The 260-nt window shown below is 57.3% G+C and carries 1 protein-coding gene; it reads left to right on the top strand.

What is annotated here, in order from left to right:
- Positions 1-36: 36 nt before the first annotated feature.
- A partial coding sequence (locus tag ACODJP_RS14235) for a ribulose-1,5-bisphosphate carboxylase small subunit (protein ID WP_422482618.1) occupies positions 37-260 on the top strand: 224 nt, incomplete at its 3' end.

Below are 260 nucleotides of genomic sequence, written 5' to 3'. Positions count from 1 at the left end.
GAGAATTAATATAAGTGAGACAGCAGAAGGAAAAAAATGGCTTCCTCAATGGTCTCCACGGCCGCCGTCGCCGCCCGCTCCGTCCCGGCTCAAGCCAGCATGGTGGCTCCTTTCACCGGACTTAAGTCCGTCGCCGGCTTCCCCGCCACCCGCAAGAACGCCGACATCACCACCGTCGCCAACAACGGCGGAAGAGTCTCCTGCATGAAGGTGTGGCCCACTGAGGGAAAGAAGAAATTCGAGACATTGTCATACCTTCC

The sequence above is a fragment of the Pleomorphochaeta sp. DL1XJH-081 genome, assembly GCF_049310885.1.
Classification (GTDB): domain Bacteria; phylum Spirochaetota; class Spirochaetia; order Sphaerochaetales; family Sphaerochaetaceae; genus CAYZJV01.
The sequence above is the reverse complement of the archived record's forward strand: the minus strand, read 5'-3'. Positions and strand labels throughout refer to the sequence as shown.